Here is a 21,074-nt window from a genome sequence, read left to right on the forward strand (position 1 = left end):
GCTTTTTATCAAACTTGTGCTGTGTAGAGCATAAAACGTTTTATGTCTTATTCAGATAAATCTACACAGAGATACTTCATTTCAACATATTCTTCTATGCCGAATTTTGAACCTTCACGGCCTAAGCCAGACTGTTTAACACCACCAAATGGCGCAACTTCATTTGAAATAGCTCCAGTGTTGATGCCAACCATGCCATATTCCAGTTCTTCACCCACTCGCCATTGACGAGCTGTACTTTGGGTAAATAGATAAGCCGCTAAACCAAACTCGGTATCGTTCGCCATTGCCACCGCTTCATCTTCGGTTTTAAAACGGAATAAAGGAGCAAGTGGACCAAAGGTTTCTTCTTTCGACACCTTCATGTCTTGGGTGACGCCCGTTAACACGGTCGGTTCAAAGAATGTTCCACCCAAAGCTGAACGCTGTCCACCAATCCGTACCGTCGCCCCTTTCGAGGTCGCATCGGCAATATGCGACTGAACTTTGGCAATTGCATCTTCATCAATCAATGGGCCTTGGGTTGATGTTTCCTGACGACCATCGCCGACTTGTAGCTTGGATACTGCTTCGACTAAACGGTCTGCCAAGGCATCGTAAATACCCTCTTGCACATAAATTCGATTCGCACAGACGCACGTCTGACCACTATTGCGATATTTGCTCGCCATAATGCCCTGAACGGCTTGATCGAGATTGGCGTCATCAAACACCAACACAGGTGCATTACCACCTAATTCAAGCGATAGCTTCTTAATGGTTGGCGCACATTGCTGCATTAAAATGCGACCCACTTGGGTTGAACCTGTGAAGCTCAGCTTGCGCACAATATCGCTCTCGCACAGCGTTTTACCGACCTCAATCGCGTCACCGCTGATATTTAACAAGATATCAGCAGGCAAACCTGCTTTGAGAGCTAAAACTTCTAGTGCGTATGCAGTTAAAGGCGTTTGTTCAGCGGGTTTGACCAACATCGAACAACCCGCAGCAATTGCTGGAGCAGCTTTGCGTGTGATCATCGCCGCAGGGAAATTCCACGGCGTGATCGCAGCCGTTACCCCAATCGCTTGTTTAATCACAAGCAAACGTTGATTTGGCAATGTCGGTGTTAAAACCTCACCATCGATACGACGAGCTTGCTCTGCAAACCAACGGATGAATGAAGCCGCGTAACCAATTTCACCTCGTGCTTCAGCCAACGGTTTGCCTTGCTCGGCAGTTAAAATCTGAGCAAGATTTTCTTTATGCTCAAGCACCAACTGATACCACGCCAAAAGCACATCAGCGCGAACTAAAGCGGTTTGCTTTTTCCATACGGCTTGGGCTTGGACTGAACGCTGAATCGCGGCTTCAACACCTGCACGGTCATAGCTTTTCACCCATGCCAGTGTTTCGCCGGTCGCAGCATCTTTCACTTCGATATCATTATGAGCTGCTGGCGCAGCGAATGAAATATCGGGGTGCTGTAATAAATACTGCAAATTGTTTTGAATCATGCAGATTGCTCCACTGTTTGTGCACTGTCTGCTGTTAATGCTGCAAAACCTTGTTTTAAAATATCGAGACCTTGACGGAATTGCTCAGCAGGAATGGTTAACGGATATAGGAAACGAATGACATTACCGTATTTACCACAAGTAAGAATCAATAAACCATGTTCCATTGCATAACTTTGTACTGCTTTTGCTTGCTCCGCTGTTTCTAGCTCGGCAGCGACCATTGAACCCAAAGCACGAATTTGAGTAACAACTTCGCCTGAAGCCTGTTGAATTTCTTTTAAAACAGTAACCAACGCTGTACCTAGCTGATTGGCACGCTCACATAAGTTTTCTTCTTCGATTGCATCAATCACCGCATGCGCAGCAGCAACCGCGATTGGGCTACCTGCATACGTGCCCCCTAAACCGCCTGGGTTTGGCGCATCCATCACTTCAGCACGCCCCACTACACCTGAGATAGGGAAACCTCCCCCCAAACTTTTCGCCATCGTGATCAAATCGGCTTTGGTTTCATAATGATTCATGGCAAATAATTTGCCTGTACGGGCAAAACCAGATTGCACTTCATCTGCAACCAATAAAATACCGTGCTTATCACACAAAGCACGTAAGCGCTTTAAGAATTCAGCAGGTACTACATTAAAACCACCTTCACCTTGTACAGGTTCAAGCACAATTGCCGCGACATCATGCGGGGCAATATCTTCGCTAAAAATATCTTCAACACTTTCAATCGCCGCTGCAACCGAGATGCCCTTTTCTGGCACTGGATAACGCGCATGAAATACACCTGCTGGCATCACACCAAAGTCACGTTTATACGGTGCTGTTTTACCGGTCATTGCCATCGTCATAAATGAACGACCATGGAAACCATTGCCAAACGTAATGATGCCATGACGACCAGTATATGAACGTGCAATCTTCACCGCATTTTCAACAGCTTCTGCACCTGTGGTAAAAAATGCCGTTTTCGCTGCACCTGCGATCGGTGCGCGCTGATTAATGCGTTCAGCCAAAGCCACATAACTTTCATAAGGTGTCACTTGATAAGCCGTATGGGTAAATTTAGTCAGTTGCTCTGTGACAGCAGCGATCACTTTCGGATGGCGATGCCCTGTATTGAGTACCGCAATACCCCCAGCAAAATCGATATATGGTTTACCTTCCTTGTCCCAAATCGTTGCATTTTCAGCTTTTTCTGCATACCACTGACACATCACACCGACACCACGTGGCGTTGCTTGCTGTTTACGTATATTCAGTGCAGAATGTTGAGCGTCCATTTGATTCCCTCATATTTCATCATCAGTTACAGCTTTGGTCTTACATCCTAGGAGTCGATTTTTGGGATGCGATACAATGGCTGCCTATAGCTGTAATTTCGCTTGTCTGATGGCAAGTGACGAGAGCCATTTTTAAACTGTAGGAGAGAGCCAATTGCGTAGCTTACTTGGAGATCATTTACTGCAAAGACTCCAACAAGACACTGAAGGGAAACTACATCAACGTCTTTTCCGTTGTCTGCGCGCTGCAATTATGGATGGTGTGATCCAACCGATGACGCGTCTACCTGCGTCACGTGATTTAGCTAGCGAAATTCATGTCTCTCGAAATACCGTATTGAGTGCTTATGAACAGTTGCAAGCGGAAGGTTATTTAGAAGCACGCACGGGACATGGCACTTGGGTCGCTGAAAAACTGCCTGAAACTTTTTTAAACAGCAGAAATAAAAATAAGAAGGCTGAAATAGCTCATATTGAAAGCTCTTATGCTTTATCACAGCGTGGCTCAAACTTATTGGGTTATGCAGCAGCTTCACCCCATCAATGGGGAGCGTTTGTGCCGGGCGCACCCGATGTAACTGAGTTTCCCCACCATATCTTTAGTCGCATTCAAGCACGTTTGAGTCGTGAACCTGATGTCAATCGGCTAATTTATAGCAATGCAGGGGGATGTATTGAGCTCAGGAGCGCATTGGCAGATTATTTAAAAGTCGCACGCTCTGTGCAATGCGATGCGGATCAGATCATAATCACTGAGGGTATTCACCAAGCCATTGATTTAGTATCTCGTGCACTCAGTGACATCGGGGACCGTGTCTGGATCGAAGATCCTGCCTATTGGGGCATGCGCAACACGCTCAGGATCAATGGTCTGGATATTCAGCCCATGCCTGTCGATGCAGAAGGCATTATTCCTGAAAATAACCCGACCCAGCCGCCAAAATTGATCTTTGTTACACCCTCGCACCAATATCCATTAGGCTCCCATCTCAGTTTAGATCGACGTCGACAATTGATTCATCTTGCACGCCAGCACAACAGTTGGATCGTGGAAGATGATTATGACAGTGAATTTCGATTCTCTGGGCAACCTTATCCAGCCCTGCAAGGCTTAGAACATAACGCCCCCGTGTTATATATGGGCACCTTTAGTAAAACCATTTATCCTTCATTGCGGATCGGTTATTTGGTAGTGCCTAAACCGCTATTTTCACCATTACGCATCGTAGCGGCAGAACTCTATCGTGGTGGACATTTACTGGAACAAAAAGCTTTAGCCGAATTTATTCGTGAAGGTCATTATGAAGCGCATATTCGACGTATGCGCCTATTGTATGGCAAACGTCGGGACTATTTGGTGAGCTTGATTCAACGTTATCTAGGTGCTGCGTTTTTACATGAATACGATGAGGCTGCGGGCTTACATCTGGTTTTAAAACTCCCCGATTATTGTGATGATGTCGCGATTGCAGCAACTGCGCTGGAACGTGGAGTCAAAGTCCGCCCCCTGTCCCAATACTACATGCAATCACATGCCCACGCCCAACGAGGTCTGTTGATGGGCTTTGCCTGTGTCAATGAAAAAGACATGGTGATGGCGTTTGGAGTCTTACTGCAATGTCTACGTGAAGCAAAAGTACCGACGCTTTCCGCATAAATTCAATAAAAAAAGAACCTCGATATGAGGTTCTTCAATTCGCTTCAACGTTTCGGATTAAAGCGATGGCTTTTCTTGAATCATTTCACTTTGTGCGCTCTTTCCCCAGTTGAATTTCTGAACCAGAAAACCTACTGCCACAATAAATAAGGCCAATAATGAAGTATAGGTCACTTCTTTAAAATATGTGCCTTCAATCAACATGGTAATGATCGAACCAATGATCGCAAAAATCACCAGATAAGTCAGCCAAGGAAATAGCCACATTTTAAAATCAATTTTGGCCCCTTCAGCTTCAAGTTTTTTACGCATCCGTAGCTGTGAAAAGGCAATGGTCAAATACACATACAACGCTGCCGTACCCGTTGCCAGCATGAAAATATCATACACATTCATACTCTCTGTGGCGGTCAAAAAAGTTGCGAACAAGGCAAATAAACATGATGCAATTACACCAATGCCTGGACTGCCTTTTTTATTTAAATAACCAAAACTTTTGGGTGCATCACCGCGTTTAGATAATGAAAATAGCATCCGTGAACAGGTATACAAGGCGGAGTTAAAGCAACTACACACTGAGGTCAGCACCACGAAGCTCACAATATGACGTGCTTCAGGAACGCCCAAGGCACTCAAGGTTACACTATAGGTTCCCCATGTCGGGTCTTTTAATAATGGGTTGTTATAGGGAATCAAACATACGGTAATCAACATCGAACCCACATAAAACAACATAATTCGCCATACAATCGAGTTGGATGCTTTGCGGATTTCCTTAGATGGATTTTTCGACTCTGCTGCAGCAACGGTGACTATTTCAGCTCCGATATAGGCAAACATCACCCCAAGTAAAGCGGTAATCACAGAGGAAAAACCATTGGGCATAAAGCCTTGTGCGGTGAGATTACCCACACCTGCGGCAGATACCTCTCCCCAAGGCCAGAGGTGCATAATGGCTAAACTACCGATCACTAAAAAGATCACAATCGCAATGACTTTAATCAATGCAAACCAAAATTCAAACTCACCATAATTCTTAACGTTTTGTAAGTTGATCCAAACCAGTGACCCAATCACCAACAGCATATAGCCCCAAATGGGAATAAAGGGAAACCAGTTATTCAAGATTTTGCCTGCAACATAGGCCTCCCATCCCATGAGTAATGCCCATGAACACCAATATAACCAACCAATGGTAAATCCCGCCCAACGACCAATGGCACGGTCAGCATAAGTTGAAAAAGAGCCACTGTCAGGGTTTTGAACCGCCATTTCCCCTAACATACGCATAATAAATAAAACCAGTAACCCACCTAGGGCATAAGCCAAAACGGCCGCAGGTCCAGCGGAGTAAATCACATTGCCCGAACCGATAAATAATGATCCACCAATCACGCCTGCAATAGAGATCATGGTCAAATGTCGTGATTGCAATCCATGTTTTAAATTTTGGGAGAGATTGGCTTCAGAACCGTGTTGATGTGCTGCCATATCATTTTCCTTAACCTATTGGGGATATTTGCAACCTGAGAACTGTTCATCTCAATGCCCCATATATCCCTAAAAATGGTGTTGTTCAAACCTGCTCTCCTCAAATAAAAGAAAGGACGAATGAACAACGCTTCCGTATGCATACTTGCTATGGCTTTAATTTGTCGTTTTGACTCTGAAGAAACGAGAGCCATTTTTAGAATAAAAGAGAGAGCCAATTGTAAAAATTATGCACAATTTTGGCGAGTTTTATGATCAACTTGGTCTGAGTCGCGATCAGTGAATGATCTTTTTAGGAGAATTTATATAAGGAATAAAGTTGTTGTCGTGGCATAACAAAAGCCCCTTTTCAATCGCTGAAAAGGGGCTTTTTGAGAAACTTGTTCGGTGGATCTACAAGTTAGAATGGCAAATCATCATCTAAATCAGCAGGTGCTGTCGCAGCAGGTTGTGGTGCAGACTTTGGTGTATTAAAACCATTACCCGCTTGTGGATTGCCTGCATAATTGCCTTGATTACCACCATTAAAACCACCACCTTGACCATAACCATTTTGATTGTTGTTATGACCTGTATTTTGGTAACCACCGCCTTGATTATTGTTAAAACGTGGTTGATTGAAATCACCACCGCTTTGTTCACTTTGCTGACGTGAATCAAGCATTTGCATTTGATCACCGCGAATTTCAGTGCTGTAGCGCTCTTGACCATTTTGGTCAGTCCATTGACGGGTACGTAGTGAACCTTCGATATAGACTTTAGAACCTTTGCGAAGATATTGCTGTGCAATTTCACCTAAACGGTTATGCAATACAATACGATGCCACTCTGTTTGCTCTTTACGTTCGCCTGTATTTTTATCTGTCCACGATTCACTTGTTGCAATCGAGAACTGTGTTAGCGAGCCACCATTCGGAAAAGTCTTTGTTTCTGGATCTTTACCCAAAGTACCGACTAAAATAACTTTATTCACACCACGCATTAGCTGTCTTCATCCTATCTATTTCTATGTTTTACTTTATAAGAGTTATGCTTAAATGGCTACCTCTTTGCCAATCAAGTGCGTTAAATCTTGTCGCCCAGCATCATCTAAACACTGTTTATCGACCTTAATATAAGCAACTTGTTGTTCGGGCATCACCACCACTTCTTCAATACCACGAATTGCCAAAAGTTTTGAAGTCCACTCGTCCGTTTCTTGCATTTCAGGCAGTGCAAGCACTACTGAAGTTAAATAACGCGGCTGAGCAAGACGAAAACTAATCAGCAGCCATAGTATAGCAATGACCGTGAGCACACTCCAACCCAGTGCAGTATTCTGTAACATGATCAATTGACCACCTAAAATCCCGCCACAGAATGCCCCTAAAAATTGGGCACTGGCATTGATCCCCATGGCGGTGGCTTTAGATTGTAAGGGTGCAGATTTAGACAGCCATGAAGGCAATAAAGCCTCCATCACATTAAACGCAATAAAGAAAATCCCCAAACCTGCAAGTAATACATATTTTGATTCATAACCAAAAATCAAAATAAATAAACCAACAATAATCCCTGCAATAGCGGAGAGAAAAATGCCACGCATTTTACGATACTTCTCTGCCACGATAATGCTTGGAAATGCAAAGAACAGACTGATCAACAATAATGGTAAATAAACCCAACCATGTTGTGATAATGGAATTTGAGCATACTCAATCAACTGCGAAGGCACATAGATAAACATGGCCGTTAACAGCAAATGTAAGGCAAATACAGAAATGTGCAGTCGATTCAGGTCGGCCATCTGAATCACTTGTTTAAGCTGTGGCAAATAACCTTGCTGGAAGTTGCGATGATGACGTGTGACTTTGGGAACCAGTAAGAGCATGACAATTGCAATCAAGCCCATTAACGTGGTCACCCAAAATAAGCCTGAAATCCCAACCAAACTGGTTAACCAAGGCCCTAAACTAAAGGCAACCACAAAGGATAAACCAATACTCATACCCATAATCGCCATGGCTTTGGTTCGCTGTTCTTCACGTGTGACATCTGCCAACAGTGCCATCACCACAGCTGAAACAGCCCCAGCCCCTGCGATCGCACGGCCAATAATCACGCCATAAATCGTTTCAGACATCGCCGCAATCGCACCACCCAAGGCAAAGAGTAATAAGCCAAGTACCACCAATGGCTTACGGCTAAAGCGATCGGCAAGCAAACTGAATGGAATCTGTAACAGTGCCTGAGTCAGCCCATATACCCCGACAGCCAAACCAATCAATGCAGGCGTTGCATATTGATAAGACTGCCCTGCAACTGCAAATACAGGGATAATCATGAACAAGCCCAACATGCGTAAGGCAAAAATGCTACTTAAGGCAAAGGTTGAACGGCGTTCTAAAGCATTCATCATTTTAAGACACTAAAACTGGCTGAACGGATTATAAGCCATCCGCTCGCAAAGCGTTGAAAAAAACATAACCAAAAAACAAAAAGGGACGTTACCGTCCCTCATCATCTTAGTCGTTTGAACTGAATCCAAACTTAAGAGAGTTGCTGCTGTCGCTTACTATACTGTATCGAGGCAATCACCGCCCAAACAATAAAGGCAACGCCAATCAAACCTGTCACAACTTCTGGCACATGTAAACCTGTACCACTTGCAATCATGATAAATGCTAAAGCACCAATCGCATAATGCGCACCATGCTCCAAGAAGATATAGGCATCCAATGTGCCTTTTTCGACTAAATAAATGGTCATGGAACGGACAAAGATTGCACCAATTGCAAGACCCAACATAATGATCACGACATCACTGGTAATCGCAAATGCTCCGATCACGCCATCAAAACTGAATGATGCATCGAGCACTTCTAAATACAAGAAACCACCAATCCCTGCTTTTACCACACCCTTCGACGCACCATCTGCACCTTGCGTCACAGCATTGCCATTGTCGTCCACCTCAGGCTCACCACCCAATAAGTGGCTCAGAACTTTCACACCGATGTATACCACGATGCCCCAGATGCCCGCCATGGTCACCACCAGACGCTTTGCTTCGTCCACATGTGCCGCCATGATCAACATCGCCACCAATGCAATAAAAACTGACATCGCAGGCACACTGGCTAAATGTGCCAGTTTGGATTCAATCCAACGGAACCAATGGGTTTCTTTCTCATCATCAAAAAAGAAGTTTAAAAACACCATGAGTAAGAATGTCCCACCAAAGGCTGCGATCTCAGGATGATGCTCCATTAAACGTTCAGAGTAGGACTTCGGATCATTGAGCGCCAATTTCACCACTTCCATCATGCCCATATCAGCAGTGACAGCAACAATCAAAATCGGGAAAATTAAACGCATGCCGAATACAGCAACGAGAATACCAACGGTGAGGAACAACATCTTCCAGAAGTGATCCCAATTGCGCAGGACGGATGCGTTGACCACAGCATTATCAAAAGATAAAGAAACTTCCATAATCGCCAAAATGACGGTAATGGTGAGTGCCTTTAACATGGTTGAAATGCCAGCTTCTGGGCCATGGGTATAACCCCAATACGCAGACAGTGCTAAACACACAATGGTGAAGAATATGGAAAAACGGAAATGCTTCATGAGCTGCCTTTTAGACAAAATTATTGGGTCATAAAAATGGCTCTATTGTAGGCGAGTTTTAACCGAAAGATAGAAAAGATTGTTGGACTTATTTGCAGATTCAAGCAGCATAAAACGGACTTCTGTTATAGTTTGGACAAAATTCATTTTTATCATTCTGCAGGTTCATTTCATGGCATTTTCACAAGCGCTTTGGCAGCAAAATCACGATTTATACCAAAAAATATTAGCCCTTCCTTTCAATCAAGAACTGGCAGCAGGCACATTAGATCCAAAAGCATTTTGCCACTATGTGATTCAGGATGCGCATTATTTATTGGCGTATGGTCGTGCACTCGCGATAGCCGCAGCCAAGGCTTATGAAGCGGATGATGTGATTCAATTTTCTGAAGCGGCAAAGATTGCCATCATTGTTGAACGTAGTTTGCACAATGATTTTATGCAAGAATTCCACATTAGCAAAACTGAGTTTGAAAACACACCTTTAACTTTGGCTTGCCATCACTACACCTCTTTCTTGACCGCCACAGCATGGTCAGAAAGTTATCCCGTGGTTTTGGCAGCATTACTGCCTTGTTTCTGGATCTATGCCGAAGTCGGCAAGGATATTATTCATCAATCTGTCGCCAACAATCGCTACCAAGCATGGATTGATACCTATGCAGGTGAAGAGTTCAATACTGCCGTAGCGAATGTGATTTCGACCGTGGATAAAGTTGCCGCGCGTTGCGACCAAGATACTTTAGCGAAAATGCATGCAGCCTATACCATGGGCGCAAAACTCGAATGGTTGTTTTGGGACAGCGCCTATCAGCAACGTCAATGGTTAGGTCTCGACCAAACCTAAGCCGTTCAGTTATTTTTTAGTTTTTAATCGACATAAAAAAGCCCCAATTAAGGGGCTTAGTCGTATATCGTATCGTCCGATATACTGTATGAGGCTCATCTCAAACTGAGGGCATTAAAACACAAAGCTCAAACGCTGCATAGCACCCGCATTAAAATAAATTGACGACAATTAAAGCGACCAAGGCAGGCAGTGCTTGGATATAGATAATCTTCTTACTGGCAGTCAACCCACCAAAAATTCCGGCCACCAACACACAAGCTAAAAAGAAATTCGCCAAAGGCAGTGCATAGTTTTCAGGTGCACACAATGACCAAAATAAACCTGCAGCAAGGAAACCATTATAAAGTCCCTGATTTTGTGCCAGTACCTTAGTGAGTTGTGCTTTTTCAGGCGAATTTCCAAATGCTTTCAAACCTGCTGGTTTATCCCACAAGAACATTTCCAACACTAAGATATAAACATGTAATAGACCAATCAATGCAATTAAAATATTTGCTAGCATGTTTTTCGATTCCTTATTCTGCTCATCCTATGATTGAAATGAATGTAGCACTGATCTAGCGATTTTGCTCGATCGGCAATTGGATTTGTGTGACTTTCCAGCTCAAGCCCGTTCTTTGCAAGATAATTTTGGTCGGCAAATGATTGTGTGGATGCTGAATTTGCACGGCGAATTGATTGAAAGACTGGTAGCGACCTTTGTAGTTCACTTTTTCAGCACCAGATAAAGATGCGGATTCGGATGAATGTGTGGTTTGAAAATCTGACTGCGTTTGCATAGGCAAACTGTCCTTGAGTTGTTTGCCTTGCATCAGTATCGTGATTCCCTGCGGTGACACCATAATATCCACCACCTTATCCAGCATCGATGACGCCAAAATTGCCCCAAGTGCAGCGAGTCCACGCTCCGAAGAAGGCGCTTGAGGCATGTCTTGCAACATTTGTGCGTTCACCTGATCTTTTAAACTCTGGCGTACACTTGGAAAATCAATATGACTGGCCAATGCTGCACTATCCTCTTGTTCAATTGCTTGACGGATTTGATAAATCGTTAAATAGGGTGAAGCAAATAAATAGCCGAAGACCAATAACACCAGCACAATGCTGGTCATCTTTAATTTTTGTGACATCTTATCCTCAGCAATGAACAATTTTTTTTACTAAATGGTCTGTGAAACTCACAGATAAACACTTGGGCAATATAAAAATTTCATGTTAAAACATGAGCCACACCATTTATCCGACACAAACTGACGCTTAAAATCGTTTTGTTACAGCTTGAACAATTTTAAATCGCTATTATATAGAGGGTTTGAGGAAACTTCACAATTCCTTGTAGGGAAACAGATTACACTCCCTATTTCAATTTTCACATTACTGAGATGTATTTATGAGTCAAAGTCATATCCGTATTCGAGGCGCACGTACCCATAATTTAAAAAATGTGTCACTCGATATTCCACGTGACAAGTTTGTGGTGATTACGGGACTTTCAGGCTCAGGAAAGTCATCCTTAGCATTTGATACCTTATATGCTGAAGGTCAGCGTCGCTATGTTGAATCACTTTCGGCCTATGCACGCCAATTCCTTTCGCAAATGGAAAAACCTGAAGTTGATTCAATCGAAGGTTTATCGCCTGCAATTGCGATTGAACAGAAGTCGACAAGTCATAACCCGCGTTCAACCGTTGGAACGATTACCGAAATTTATGACTATTTGCGCTTACTCTATGCGCGTGTGGGGACACCCTACTGTCCTGAACATGACTTACCGATGGTCGCACAAACCGTTTCGGAAATGGTCGATGCAGTAAAATCGCTTGAAGAAGGTACGGCACTGATGTTGCTCGCACCTGTGGTTCGTGAGCGAAAAGGTGAATACAGTAACTTATTTGAACAATTACAAAGCCAAGGCTTTGTGCGTGCGCGTGTCGATGGCGAAATTATTGATATTGATACCCCACCTGAATTAGATAAAAAGAAAAAACATACCATCGAGGTCGTGGTTGACCGTTTCAAAGTACGCGATGATCTTGGTAATCGAATTGCTGAATCCTTTGAAACTGCCTTACGTTTAGGTGGCGATATTGCAATTTTATCGTGGATGAATGGCGAACACCCTGAACGTGTCTTTTCAGCGAAACACTCTTGTCCTGAATGTGACCGTGCGGTTGCTGAACTCGAGCCTCGTTTGTTCTCGTTTAACAATCCTTTTGGTGCTTGCCCTGTCTGTGATGGTTTAGGGACGCGTAGTCATTTCAGCGCCGACAAACTTATTCCAAATCCAGAAGTATCGATCAGCCAAGGTGCAATTCGTGGTTGGGACAGACAGCGACCGTATTACTATACGATGCTTCAAAAAGTCGCAGATCATTTTGATATTCCACTCGATACCCCGTGGAATCAACTGGATAAAGAGACACAAAAGAAATTCTTACAAGGTACAGGCAAAGAAAAAATAGACCTCAGTTATATTGATGAACGTGGTCGTAAACATAATCGTGTGCAGCCTTTTGAAGGAATTTTGCCACATTTGGAACGTCGCTATCGTGAAACGGAATCGAATTATGTCCGTGATGACTTAGCCCAATACTTATCTAATGCCGCTTGTGATGCCTGTGGTGGTTCTCGTCTCAATGAAATCTCGCGTCATGTTCGTGTGAAAGACAAAACCATTGCTGAAATTACCAAGATGTCGATTGGAGATGCCGAAAGTTATTATCAAGATCTCAATCTCGAAGGTGCTAAAGGCGAAATCGCCGATAAAATCTTTAAAGAAATTCGTGAGCGTTTACACTTTTTAGTGAGTGTGGGACTCAATTATTTAAGTTTGGCGCGCTCGGCTGAAACCCTTTCAGGGGGTGAGGCGCAGCGTATTCGCCTAGCCTCGCAAATCGGTGCGGGTCTGATGGGCGTGATGTATGTGCTTGATGAACCGTCGATTGGTCTGCACCAACGTGATAATGATCGCTTATTACAAACGCTGATTCGTTTACGTGATTTGGGCAACACCGTGCTAGTCGTTGAGCATGATGAAGATGCGATTCGTGCTGCGGACCATATTATTGATATCGGACCAGGTGCAGGGATTCACGGTGGTGCGATCATCGCCGAAGGAACCTATGATGAATTGGCAAGCCATGCCGATTCGCTTACAGGCCAATATCTTTCAGGCAAATTAAAAATTGCAGTACCGAAACAACGTACTCAATCACCACGTCCTGATGAAGTAATTAAGCTTTCAGGCGCAAGTGGACATAATCTTAGAAATGTCGATTTGACCATTCCTTTAGGCATTATGACCTGTGTCACTGGCGTTTCAGGCTCAGGAAAATCAACCTTAATTAACCGTACTTTATTGCCTTTAGCAGCCACTCAACTCAATGGTGCAACCACTCTTACCGCAGAAAAGTTTGATTCGATTGATGGTTTGCAACACTTGGATAAAGTGGTCGATATTGACCAAAGTCCAATTGGTCGTACGCCACGTTCGAATCCTGCAACTTATACAGGGTTATTTACCCCAATTCGCGAGTTATTTGCGCAAACCCCTGAAGCCAAAGCACGTGGTTATAGCGCAGGTCGTTTCTCGTTTAACGTAAAAGGTGGACGCTGTGAAGCCTGTGAAGGCGATGGTATGATCAAGGTCGCGATGCACTTCTTACCTGATATGTATGTGCCGTGTGATGCTTGTCATGGCAAACGTTATAACCGTGAAACATTGGAAGTCGGCTATAAAGGCAAGAATATTTCCGATGTACTCGAAATGACGGTAGAAGATGCAGCAGAATTCTTTAGTGCTATTCCTGTCATTCATCGTCGTTTAGAGACATTGACTCAAGTTGGTCTTGGTTATATTCGTTTGGGTCAAGCTGCGACAACGTTATCAGGTGGTGAAGCGCAACGCGTGAAATTAGCGCGTGAGTTAGCAAAACGTGATACAGGGAAAACTTTATATATCTTGGATGAACCAACTACAGGTTTGCATTTCCATGATATTTCCAAGTTACTCGACATCTTGCATGAACTACGCAATAAGGGTAATACCATTGTAGTGATTGAGCATAATCTGGATGTGATCAAAACTGCCGATTGGGTGATTGATCTAGGCCCTGAAGGGGGTTCTGGTGGTGGTCAAATTATTGCAGAAGGTACACCTGAGCAAGTCGCTGAGGTTGAAATCTCACATACAGGACGTTTCTTAAAACCGATGTTGAAGTGATTTTAATGGGCTCGGAAGAGCCCTTAATTTTCCCTTAATATTGATATAATAAGTTCAATATTTTTTCTAAGATAAGTATCACCATTATCTGCTTTTTCTTCTAAGATTTCAAAAATCATGCTTTTAATTTGAGGGCTTAAACTAGTATCTATCTGCTGTCCAAATATCTTATTTATTAATGACATTTTATGAATTTGAGTAAATCTAGGATCGTTAGGAATTTTATCCCATATTAAAACTTCCCAATCACTTTTAGTTGCATTTTTTAGAGTCACTTTATCTCTATCATTCCAACTTTTAGTTAGCAAATAATTACTCATAACATTAAATAAACTTGGTACAACTAGATCTTGGTTGTGATATTGCCAATATTTAAGATATCGATGAAACAAGTTTTTCCTATTATACCCAAAATCAAAAGCTAGATTAATGGTTCCTAAAGCATCTTGATTTAAACAGTGCTTTAAATTTTCTTTAACTCTTTGATTCAACTCTCGTGATAAATCATGTCTGCCAAACTTTTTCAGCAAATCACTATAAAAGTATAAATTCTCTAAAGTTTCTACACCTACAACTGCATTTGATAAGCAGAAAATCTGATCACAATAAGACTCATTAACTTCCAAATTTCTCCACTTATACATTAAATCATACAAATCATTTTTGGATTTATTATTTTTTTCAGATATTAGAGTTGAGTTAGCTAATTTATTTAACTCATAAAAATCAACTCTATCGCATTGTTCAAACCATTTCTTGAACTCTAAAAACCATAAATCATCATGAGCAAATGAATAGGATACCTTTTGTAAACTTTCATAAGTTTGCTTTTTTCTATCCGACCAACTCTCTTTTGTCTGTTCTGAATAATATTTGCAATCATTCCAACCATATTCAAAATTAGTAAATTCATGAATTAAGTAGCCTTGAAGAACTCTTACTAAAATAATTTCTTTAGTCGACAGAGCAATATCAACTGATAGTTCACTCCTAAACTGCTGATACAATTTAATTACTTTTTGAAAAAATCGAAAATTATGAATTTCTAATTTATCAGCAAAATCAATCATCAGATTAACTAATGCTTCATCAATATCTTTCGCATTTTCCCTTATCAAAGGCTCAACAGAATTAATAACAATCGTTTCATCGATTAACTTTTCTTTATAGTCCGCATACTTTTTCTTATTGTCACCTTCAGCTTTATCTTCATCTAAAATCAATATGACCTGACAATTCTTTTCTAATTTTAAATAGTTGGCTAGCCCCATGACATCTTTAATATCAAGTTTATTAGACATACGCTCAAAGTCATCAAAACAAATAATTGCATCTTTGACTTGCAAGAAAAGCAAAGACTCTAAAATTCTTGCCGAAGCACTGACACCATAGTTGGATACTTTTAAATCTCTAAATTGAGCAATTGTATTTTTTAAAAGCTGGATGAATTCAAACCTACCAACATCTAATTTTGCATAAGGGTTAAGACTAAGTTTTGTGCATATCGTATTCTTCAAATCACTTAAATTTTCAATACCAAAAAGAGAAATATAGGCATATTTGTGACAATCAAAAATACTTTTATAACTAACTCTACTCGCTTCGTAAAAAAAATCTTTCTTATCTTCTTTTTCTTTCTGTGTAACATCCTTTAGAAACTTATTCCAAAAGAAAGTCTTACCAACACCCCAAGATCCAGTAATCGCAATTGCGGTACCAATTTTCTCATTTTTTATATTATGTTCTAATATGCCTTTTAATCTTTCTTCTTTCTCTGAGATATTCATCAGCTACAACACTATAATTATAAAATTCTATAATAATTAAATAATTGAACGAATCAAGTCTCAACAATATTCTTCCCTTTTGCCTTAGCCCTTAACATCGATTGATCCGCATTTTCTAACAGTTCAAGCCAGCTTTCTGCACCGACTGCGACACCAATACTCACCGAAACTTGAATGATCTCACCCAAACTTGAAACCTCAATCGATGCATTAGAAATTTCAGTACGAATACTTTCCGCAATTTGCTTTGCTGCATCCATTTCAATATTTTCAATAACCACCAAAAACTCATCACCGCCATAACGGACGATTAAATCTGAGGCACGTACATTGTGCTTTAACTGTTCCGCGATCATTATAATCACCTGATCACCGACAATATGCCCATATTGATCATTCACAAATTTAAAATTATCAATATCAATCACGATCACACCCAAATGCCCAAGAAGCTCAGGTTTAGATTGAAGTAGATCAAGATACTCATCTAGTGCAAGGCGATTGGATACCCCTGTCATCGGATCCGAGTTGGCAATCTGCTTTAATTGCAACTCCATCGTATCCCGTTGACCTAACATGATTTTGAGTTTGTCTATCGCTTCAAATAAAGAATAAAACTCATTTTGAGATTTGCGTGGATTCACAGGCTCATCGCTGACATCAGACAATCCAAGAATCATATTTCGGGCCTTAATCAATGGACTAAACACTTTTTGCTTAGCATAAATCATCGTAAAAAGCGCAATCATCAAAGAGAGACTAGAAATACCAAGGGTAAAAAGAAACTGTTGTCGAGCATTTTGATTTTGGGTAGTCGCAAATTCAATGCTGTAATCCAAAATATAGTTTTGCAGATCAATCACCGTTGTAAACTTGTCTACGATTTGCTCTGTTAGCTCCGTCCCAGAAATAAAATAATCTTCATTATTATTTTTACTCTGTAATAATAATCGAGTTACGATCGGAAGTCCTTGATCCAAAAACTCAGTTTTGACTCGTTGATGCAACCGACTATATTCAGGTGTTTTGGATTGTTCTAAATGAATGGTGTCCACCAACGCCCATAAATAGCGTGTTTGATGTTGTGTTTGCAAAGATCGAGCAAGATTTTCATCTGAGATTTTTTCATCAAACGTAACGGGAGCCATAATATTAGAAGCAACACGTCCCGCCTGATCACGCATATCCGTTAAGATCAGAATAGAAGTAAAGTAATTTGAAATTTTACTATCTTTGCTCTCTGATAAAATCATCCATTTATTTAAAAGTTCACGTGCTTTATCCCATGCAGTAAACATCGACAAAATCGCTTGATCGAACTGCAAAGATGTTCGTTGATGAGGTGGAATAAGTGCATAAGCATCCACTGTAATTCGCGCTTGCGCCAATTCTGCTTTTAAATCAGTCTGCAAAGACTGAGCTATTGATGGAAAGCCACCTTGCTCCAAGATTGTGACTGTTTGATCAATTTCAGCATCTACAATATCTCTAAAAGCGTGTAACTCTGCTTGGTTTGCAGCCAGCTCATCGGGTGTGCTGGACATTACCTTATTTGCCGGCGCACGTTCCCTAGAGATTTTATTCACAGTCTTAACCAGTGCTCGTAAACTGGTCGTATCTGTCAGCACTTGTTTGGTTTCGGTATATTCTTGACAACTCCGGATAATCAGCGGAATAGAAATATATAAGATCGATAAAATGATCACAGCCATACATGAAAACAAACGGAGGCTGATCTGCTCAGAACGTAGTTTTGAGTTTTTTAAATCACGTCCCATGAACATACCTTGCTTTTCTCACCCATTGTTTTGGTCAATTCATAACCAAATAAACATTTTAGCGATGTTCTAACAATCACAAAACCTTTATACAACCAGCATCATATACGCCCACCCACTTCATTGCCGAAACAGATTGTAAAAATGAAAATTATCAATTTTACAAATCAGCCATCAAGCCACATACTTTGATCAATGAATATATGACTTACTACTCACTCGTTACCCTCTAGGATGTTTTCTCCCCCCAAATGTAAACATCCTATTTCTCAGCCCAACTCATGCTAAGAGATTGGGCTTTTTTTTTGCTTAAAATCAGTGGATTACGCATTACAATAATTTCAATTGCGTAAGTACCTGATAAACAATTTCTTTACGTGCAGTTGCATGCGCAGGTTGATTCATTTCCATATTGAGAGAAAAAGCGATCACTTTTCCGTTCGGATCTTCAATCCATCCAGTCCACCATCCTACTTGTGGGGTAATATCCATTCCCCAACCACTTTTGGCGTAAACTTTAGTTCCCCGTATTTCATCCACCAGCAGCATATCAATCACTTGCTGTTGTGTTTTTGGGGTAAATGGTAACTTCTGTTTCGCAAGCCTGTAAGCAAATTGAGCTTCTTCGATTGGCGTGATCTTTAAAGGTCCAATGAGCCAGAAGTTATCAACTTGTGTTCCGATGCGTGTATTACCGAAGCCGACTCTTTTGACTTCCTTTGCCATCAAATCCAATCCGATTCTCTGGGCAAGCGCTTGATAAACAGGTACAGCAGAAGCTTGCATGGCTTCAGCTAAAGTCAGATCTTTTTCCCAACTTTCAAAAGCACGTTTCTGACCATCCCACTTAAATACTTCATTTGGTGAAGTTTTATCATGTTCAATGCCAATCAAAGCATTTAATATTTTGAAAGTAGATGCTGGGATATACGCAGTTTTGGCACGATTCAGATCATTACCGTAAGCTTTATACGCCTGTCCATCAAAGGTAATTAGAACACCTGTTGTTTGAACATTCTCAAACAAGGAAGCGATCTGCTTTGTTTGATCGTTTTCAATTTGATTGAATAAGACTGGAGTATGGATATGCTGGCAGGCGACACCGCTTAATCCAAATCCTATGAGCACAGTGAGGGTGTATAATTTTGATAGCTTCATTTTCTGTATTTAAAATTATCGGAGTTTAGTTGTCACTATAGACCTTTTTATACAAATTACTTTGTGATATTTATTGATCTAGATCTTCTACTATAAGTAAATAAAAAAAAGCTCGACCTTGGGGAAAGCCGAGCTAGAAAACTTAAAAAATACACAAGGAAAATGTTAGGAGATCGTAAAATGCAAATTACATATCTCTTGATTCGTATTATGTGAACTATGCCTCAAAAAGTAAAGTAAATTAAATAAATTATTTTCTGTTTTTTAATCGGTTTATTAAATACTGATGATTATTTAAGCTTGTCCACAACCAATTTGGCTGATTTTATCAACAAGATTACTGCTATTTTTTTGCTAATTTGATCGCATATTTGTGAAATAAACGCATTAGAAACACATTTTTCATGGCAATTTTATGACAAATCACCACAGCAAATAAACGTAAAAACCGATTATAACAATCGAATTAACCAATCAATATCCTTTCATTCCCTACATGCATAAAGCATTTATTTTTATAACAAAATGATCATATCTAACTGTTAGTTATATATTTTCTTTCAGGTTGACAAGAAATGATGCTTTTGTTTGATTTTTAATCAACCTATTGTACTGATTTTACCCTTGGTCGAGTAATTCGATTTATGACATTGACAACATACTTTGTTACAATACAATGACTCCAACTTAACTCAATCACTGTTAAAGCTGGAAATTATTATGAAAAAACTCGGTTTAGCCACTGCTTTATTATTAGCCATGACCGGTGCCAACGCTTACCAAGTAGAAGTTCAAGGTCAATCTGAATTCATCAACGCAACTGATGCAAATGACAAAGACTTTACTGGTGCTGGCCAAGCAACTTATTACTTCAAAGATGTAGACGCTTCTAAAGGTCCTTTAGCTGAAGCTGCGTTCTTAAACCAAGCTTCTAATGTTTCTGCAGCATATAGCTTTGCAAAATTAAGCGGCGATGAAGTTGTAACATCTAAAACCCAATCTTATGGTGCTAAAGGTGAAGCTTATATTCCAACACCTTACCTACCAGTATATACAAGCGCATCTTATAGCCACACTAAATCTAAAAGTGATGATGAGCGAGACAATGGCGACCGCTTCGCATTAGAAGTAGGTACTATGCTTACACCTAACTTCTTAGTTGCTGTTGGTTATACTAACATTGCTGACCAATTTGCTTTAGATGCTAACAGCGTACTTTCTAGTGGTATTGCTAAATCATTTGCTCAACCATTAGTTATTGGTGAAGACCAAGACGCAATCACTGCACGTACTAAATACGTTGGTAACATCGACGGTACAAACATGGCTGTAGGTTTCGAAGCAGGTCTTGTTTATGGCGACACAACCGCTTATGAATTAAAAACTGACTTCTATGTAACACCTAAGTTAAGCGTTGGTGCTTCTTATGCAGAAGTAAGTGCAAGCTCTAACCAAGCAAATGACAAATTCTCTCCAATCAAATCAGCTTGGGGTGCAAATGTAAATTACTTCATCACTCCAGCGATTGCTGTTGGTGCAAGCTACGTAAATGCAAATGCGAAAAGCTTCCTAGATGAAGATGCTGAAACTGTAAACTTAGATACGCAAACTATCGGCTTAAACGCGAAGTTCCGTTTCTAATTTTGGATTTTGGTTCTTTCTATAGAACATATGATTCATAATAAAAAAACCAGTTCTTTTGAACTGGTTTTTTTATGCAACGATTTGCAGAGT

Annotated in this window: 15 protein-coding genes; 4 read left to right on the forward strand and 11 right to left on the reverse strand. The window is 41.0% G+C overall.

Annotated features, from left to right (window positions below):
• Positions 1-47: 47 nt before the first annotated feature.
• Both AAC851_RS08205 and gabT read right to left on the reverse strand, forming a co-directional pair.
• Positions 48-1,496: an NAD-dependent succinate-semialdehyde dehydrogenase gene (locus AAC851_RS08205; RefSeq protein WP_340600740.1), complete on the reverse strand. Its 1,449-nt coding sequence runs from the start codon at positions 1,494-1,496 to the stop codon at positions 48-50.
• Positions 1,493-2,785: a 4-aminobutyrate--2-oxoglutarate transaminase gene (gene gabT, locus AAC851_RS08210; RefSeq protein ID WP_340600741.1), complete on the reverse strand. Its 1,293-nt coding sequence runs from the start codon at positions 2,783-2,785 to the stop codon at positions 1,493-1,495. Before gabT ends, AAC851_RS08205 begins: the two co-directional genes overlap by 4 nt.
• Before the next feature lie 154 nt (positions 2,786-2,939).
• Here gabT and pdxR point away from each other — a divergent pair, with 154 nt between their 5' ends.
• Entirely contained in the window at positions 2,940-4,442 is a 1,503-nt protein-coding gene (pdxR, locus tag AAC851_RS08215) for a MocR-like pyridoxine biosynthesis transcription factor PdxR (RefSeq protein ID WP_008941075.1), read from the forward strand.
• Positions 4,443-4,499: 57 nt separating this feature from the next.
• On the opposite strand, the gene AAC851_RS08220 is transcribed toward pdxR, so the two are convergent.
• From AAC851_RS08220 to AAC851_RS08235, 4 genes are all read right to left on the reverse strand, one after another.
• Positions 4,500-5,933: an amino acid permease gene (locus tag AAC851_RS08220; protein ID WP_017396719.1), complete on the reverse strand. Its 1,434-nt coding sequence runs from the start codon at positions 5,931-5,933 to the stop codon at positions 4,500-4,502.
• A 400-nt stretch (positions 5,934-6,333) separates the two neighbouring features.
• Positions 6,334-6,915 carry a single-stranded DNA-binding protein gene (ssb, locus tag AAC851_RS08225; protein WP_004641476.1) on the reverse strand — a complete coding sequence of 194 codons (582 nt, stop codon included), beginning with the start codon at positions 6,913-6,915 and terminating at the stop codon, positions 6,334-6,336.
• Between the two features lie 51 nt (positions 6,916-6,966).
• Positions 6,967-8,331, reverse strand: a complete 1,365-nt coding sequence (locus AAC851_RS08230; RefSeq protein WP_004641478.1) for an MFS transporter — start codon at positions 8,329-8,331, stop codon at positions 6,967-6,969.
• Positions 8,332-8,462: 131 nt separating this feature from the next.
• Positions 8,463-9,545: a DUF475 domain-containing protein gene (locus AAC851_RS08235; RefSeq protein ID WP_004641480.1), complete on the reverse strand. Its 1,083-nt coding sequence runs from the start codon at positions 9,543-9,545 to the stop codon at positions 8,463-8,465.
• 172 nt (positions 9,546-9,717) lie between these two features.
• Here AAC851_RS08235 and tenA point away from each other — a divergent pair, with 172 nt between their 5' ends.
• Positions 9,718-10,392, forward strand: coding sequence for a thiaminase II (tenA, locus tag AAC851_RS08240; protein WP_340600742.1), 675 nt, complete (start codon positions 9,718-9,720; stop codon positions 10,390-10,392).
• A gap of 151 nt (positions 10,393-10,543) precedes the next feature.
• Here tenA and AAC851_RS08245 read toward each other — a convergent pair whose 3' ends face one another.
• Both AAC851_RS08245 and AAC851_RS08250 read right to left on the reverse strand, forming a co-directional pair.
• Positions 10,544-10,897: a DUF1304 domain-containing protein gene (locus AAC851_RS08245; protein ID WP_340600744.1), complete on the reverse strand. Its 354-nt coding sequence runs from the start codon at positions 10,895-10,897 to the stop codon at positions 10,544-10,546.
• 55 nt (positions 10,898-10,952) lie between these two features.
• Positions 10,953-11,525, reverse strand: coding sequence for a DUF2939 domain-containing protein (locus AAC851_RS08250; RefSeq protein WP_340600745.1), 573 nt, complete (start codon positions 11,523-11,525; stop codon positions 10,953-10,955).
• Between the two features lie 260 nt (positions 11,526-11,785).
• Here AAC851_RS08250 and uvrA point away from each other — a divergent pair, with 260 nt between their 5' ends.
• The gene (gene uvrA, locus AAC851_RS08255; protein WP_340600746.1) at positions 11,786-14,617 is read left to right on the forward strand and encodes an excinuclease ABC subunit UvrA; all 2,832 of its coding nucleotides are present in this window, start codon (positions 11,786-11,788) and stop codon (positions 14,615-14,617) included.
• A gap of 23 nt (positions 14,618-14,640) precedes the next feature.
• Here uvrA and AAC851_RS08260 read toward each other — a convergent pair whose 3' ends face one another.
• The 3 genes from AAC851_RS08260 to blaOXA all read right to left on the reverse strand — a co-directional run bounded on the left by AAC851_RS08260 (position 14,641) and on the right by blaOXA (position 19,340).
• Positions 14,641-16,404 carry a P-loop NTPase fold protein gene (locus AAC851_RS08260; protein WP_005087150.1) on the reverse strand — a complete coding sequence of 588 codons (1,764 nt, stop codon included), beginning with the start codon at positions 16,402-16,404 and terminating at the stop codon, positions 14,641-14,643.
• 53 nt (positions 16,405-16,457) lie between these two features.
• Complete coding sequence (locus AAC851_RS08265; RefSeq protein ID WP_340600747.1) at positions 16,458-18,182, reverse strand: GGDEF domain-containing protein; 1,725 nt, start codon at positions 18,180-18,182, stop codon at positions 16,458-16,460.
• Between the two features lie 330 nt (positions 18,183-18,512).
• Positions 18,513-19,340 (reverse strand): OXA-214 family carbapenem-hydrolyzing class D beta-lactamase, encoded by an 828-nt coding sequence (blaOXA, locus tag AAC851_RS08270; RefSeq protein WP_340600748.1) that lies wholly within the window; start codon positions 19,338-19,340, stop codon positions 18,513-18,515.
• A gap of 717 nt (positions 19,341-20,057) precedes the next feature.
• Between blaOXA and omp33-36 the strand changes: the two genes are divergently transcribed.
• Positions 20,058-20,981 (forward strand): porin Omp33-36, encoded by a 924-nt coding sequence (gene omp33-36 / locus AAC851_RS08275; protein WP_257787227.1) that lies wholly within the window; start codon positions 20,058-20,060, stop codon positions 20,979-20,981.
• Positions 20,982-21,074 lie beyond the last annotated feature (93 nt).

Origin of the sequence: Acinetobacter sp. HZNU-JH01 (genome assembly GCF_037996845.1) — a bacterium.
In the GTDB taxonomy this organism is placed as follows: domain Bacteria; phylum Pseudomonadota; class Gammaproteobacteria; order Pseudomonadales; family Moraxellaceae; genus Acinetobacter; species Acinetobacter haemolyticus.

Bases quoted from the DNA above. Each gene is read 5' to 3' on its own strand.
- AAC851_RS08265 (WP_340600747.1), bottom strand. From the start codon at position 18,182: ATGGGACGTGATTTAAAAAACTCAAAACTACGTTCTGAGCAGATCAGC.
- AAC851_RS08245 (WP_340600744.1), bottom strand. From the start codon at position 10,897: ATGCTAGCAAATATTTTAATTGCATTGATTGGTCTATTACATGTTTAT.
- AAC851_RS08250 (WP_340600745.1), bottom strand. From the start codon at position 11,525: ATGTCACAAAAATTAAAGATGACCAGCATTGTGCTGGTGTTATTGGTC.
- ssb (WP_004641476.1), bottom strand. From the start codon at position 6,915: ATGCGTGGTGTGAATAAAGTTATTTTAGTCGGTACTTTGGGTAAAGAT.
- AAC851_RS08220 (WP_017396719.1), bottom strand. From the start codon at position 5,933: ATGGCAGCACATCAACACGGTTCTGAAGCCAATCTCTCCCAAAATTTA.
- uvrA (WP_340600746.1), top strand. From the start codon at position 11,786: ATGAGTCAAAGTCATATCCGTATTCGAGGCGCACGTACCCATAATTTA.
- AAC851_RS08230 (WP_004641478.1), bottom strand. From the start codon at position 8,331: ATGATGAATGCTTTAGAACGCCGTTCAACCTTTGCCTTAAGTAGCATT.
- blaOXA (WP_340600748.1), bottom strand. From the start codon at position 19,340: ATGAAGCTATCAAAATTATACACCCTCACTGTGCTCATAGGATTTGGA.
- AAC851_RS08235 (WP_004641480.1), bottom strand. From the start codon at position 9,545: ATGAAGCATTTCCGTTTTTCCATATTCTTCACCATTGTGTGTTTAGCA.
- gabT (WP_340600741.1), bottom strand. From the start codon at position 2,785: ATGGACGCTCAACATTCTGCACTGAATATACGTAAACAGCAAGCAACG.
- tenA (WP_340600742.1), top strand. From the start codon at position 9,718: ATGGCATTTTCACAAGCGCTTTGGCAGCAAAATCACGATTTATACCAA.
- AAC851_RS08260 (WP_005087150.1), bottom strand. From the start codon at position 16,404: ATGAATATCTCAGAGAAAGAAGAAAGATTAAAAGGCATATTAGAACAT.
- AAC851_RS08205 (WP_340600740.1), bottom strand. From the start codon at position 1,496: ATGATTCAAAACAATTTGCAGTATTTATTACAGCACCCCGATATTTCA.